We start from the raw sequence: 2,722 nt of genomic DNA, 5'->3' as shown, positions 1-2,722 counted from the left end.
AAAATAGCAAATCCAAGATATTTTTAAATAATATTCATCAGTATATAATTTTTAAGCTATGAAACCTACCAAATACATAATCATTCTCTTCGCAAGCATGATAGTATTTACATGCAGCACACAGGCACAAAAAGGCCGCATTGAAAGAGCCAACCTGTTGTATGAATATCAATCTTTTGCTGAAGCCATTCCTAAATATAAAAAATGCCTGCGTAAAGACAGCAACAATAAAGAAGTTTTGATAAAACTGGCTGACTGTTACCGCAGGGTCAATGATGTGGATAATGCAGCGAAGTATTACGGAAAAATAATTGAAAAAGGATATGCTGAGTCAATACACAAATATCATTATGCTCAGGCACTGATGTCAATAGACAAAAACGCTGATGCTAAAAAATATATGGAAGAATACAATGTTGATAAAAGAGGTAAAACATTTGTAAAATCTATCGATTATTTTGAAAGATTTTATAAGGACAGTGCGGACTACAAAATTCAGGTAGTTTCATTCAATTCAAAACAGAATGATTTTTCTCCAAGAATACTTGAAAACAAAATTGTATTTGCTTCTTCACGTAAACGTGCTTATGCAGAGAATCATATCAATACATGGACAAACTACAGCTATTTTAAGTTATTCCATACCAAGCAAAAAAAGAATGGAAAATTTTCATGCGTCCGCCCATTGAAGCATGCTATTGACAACCGCTTTAATTCAGGCCCCTGTAGTTTCAGCCGACAGGAAAGAGTAATATACCTAACCAGAAACAACATTGTGGACACACGTCCTGTAAGAGCTGAAGACGGGCAAGTGAAACTACATATTTATGCCGCAAACCTTAATAAAAAAGGAACATCCTATCAATACCTACGGGATTTTATATATAACAATAAGGAATACAATTGCATGCATCCGGCTATCACCGATGACGGAAAACGCCTGTATTTTTCAAGCGACATGCCGGGAGGCAACGGCGGATATGACCTGTATTACTGTTCTAGAGAAGGAGAATCATGGTCTCTGCCAAAAAACCTTAAAGCAATAAATACCGAAGGGGATGAAACTTTCCCCTTTATTAAAAACAGAATATTGTATTTCTCTTCAAACGGCCTGGAGGGTATGGGTGGCATGGATGTTTATAAAGTGGCACTCGACGAAACAGGTATTCCGGGAGGAAACGCACGAAACATAGGGTATCCCATAAACAGCCCCGGAGATGATTTCGGCATCGTATTCAATGATGACAACACGAAAGGATATTTCACATCCAACAGAAAATCCCTGAATTTTAATGACGACATTTACGGATTTACTTTCAACGCCATTGACAAAATGGATATACTCATCACAGGCGTTACTACAGATAAAGAAAGCGGAGAAATAGTCCCGGGCACTACGGTTAAACTCTTTAACCCCGACAATACCGTACTCGAAGAGGTGGTTGTTAATGAAAACGGAAACTTTGTATTCCTGGCACAACCTAACCTTGAATATACAATAAAAGGAGAAAAAAATGAATACTTTGCTACAGAAAAAAATGTCAGTACAGTTACCGAAGTCAAAACAGATGAAATTAAAACAGACCTCGGCCTGGATAAAGATCCCGGGTTAAAACTGAGGATTGAAGTGAAAGACTCTAAAACAAATGAACCCCTCAGCAATGTTGCCATTGAACTTACAGATAAAGGAGATGGGGAAAAATATAAATTCTTCACCTCCAATACAGGTGCTTACGAAGACCTGATGAAAAATAAAAAAGTTGGAAATATTATCAATTATGATATAAAATACAGCAAATATGGATATTACAATTCAAAAAACACATTCACTTTTAATATTACTGAAAAAGGCACTGTTACAATTACACAGAACCTCGATAAAATTCAGGAAATTGAACCCATTTATTTTGATTACGACAAATATGATATCAGGCCTGATGCTGCTGTGAAACTTGATAATCTTGCAGAATTAATGCATGAAAACCCTTCCTTGTATATTGAATTATATTCCTACACTGATTGCCGCGGCTCTGAAATTTATAACAAAGACCTTTCTGGCAAACGTGCTCAATCTACGGGACAATATCTTATTGATAAAGGTATCAGCCCGGGGCGTATTGTTGGAAAAGGTAAAGGTATTTCTAAAATGGCCATGGAATGCGACTGTAAAAAATTGGGAAAATCAAATTGTACGGAAGAACAATACCAACTTAACAGAAGAAGTGAATTTGTTGTTAAATACTAAAACACATTTTTAAATCATTATAGTGTTAAACAATTTAAAAAATGTCTATGAAAAAATCATTTTTATGTTTGTTTGCTATTGCTTTTGCAGCAATATTTATTATTTCATCATGCAAGAAAAAAGATAATGACAGCAGTGATGATACCAATAATAACAATGCAGGTTCCACCTGGAATCTTAATGTGAATGTTGACTTAGGCGGGACATTTACGGTTATTGCAACAGCGGTAATTACTATAAATGAAACTAATTTTTCTGCTGCCGTTACTACCAGCCAGATTGGCGGGGGCGCAGAAGTCCACAACTTTACCTTTAACGGCACGGTTAATGGAAATGAATATACCGTAACAAATTCAAACTTCATACTTACATTCGACAGTGATACTGAAAATGTAACCATTACCTCAGGAACACACACAACAAGCGGCTCTACGGCTTCAGGCTCCGGAAATATTTCGGTAGTACCTGCAGGATCAA

2 protein-coding genes are annotated in these 2,722 nt (G+C 36.2%); both read left to right on the top strand.

Features of this window, described 5'->3' with window-relative positions; genetic code table 11:
• The first annotated feature begins 58 nt into the window (after positions 1–58).
• Positions 59–2,245 (top strand): OmpA family protein, encoded by a 2,187-nt coding sequence (locus tag M0R16_13425; GenBank protein ID MCK9613872.1) that lies wholly within the window; start codon positions 59–61, stop codon positions 2,243–2,245.
• A gap of 47 nt (positions 2,246–2,292) precedes the next feature.
• Positions 2,293–2,722: hypothetical protein (locus M0R16_13420; GenBank protein MCK9613871.1), on the top strand; the 430-nt coding region annotated here is incomplete at its 3' end.

The organism is Bacteroidales bacterium (assembly GCA_023228145.1).
Lineage (GTDB): Bacteria > Bacteroidota > Bacteroidia > Bacteroidales > CAIWKO01 > CAIWKO01.
The sequence above is the reverse complement of the archived record's forward strand: the minus strand, read 5'-3'. Positions and strand labels throughout refer to the sequence as shown.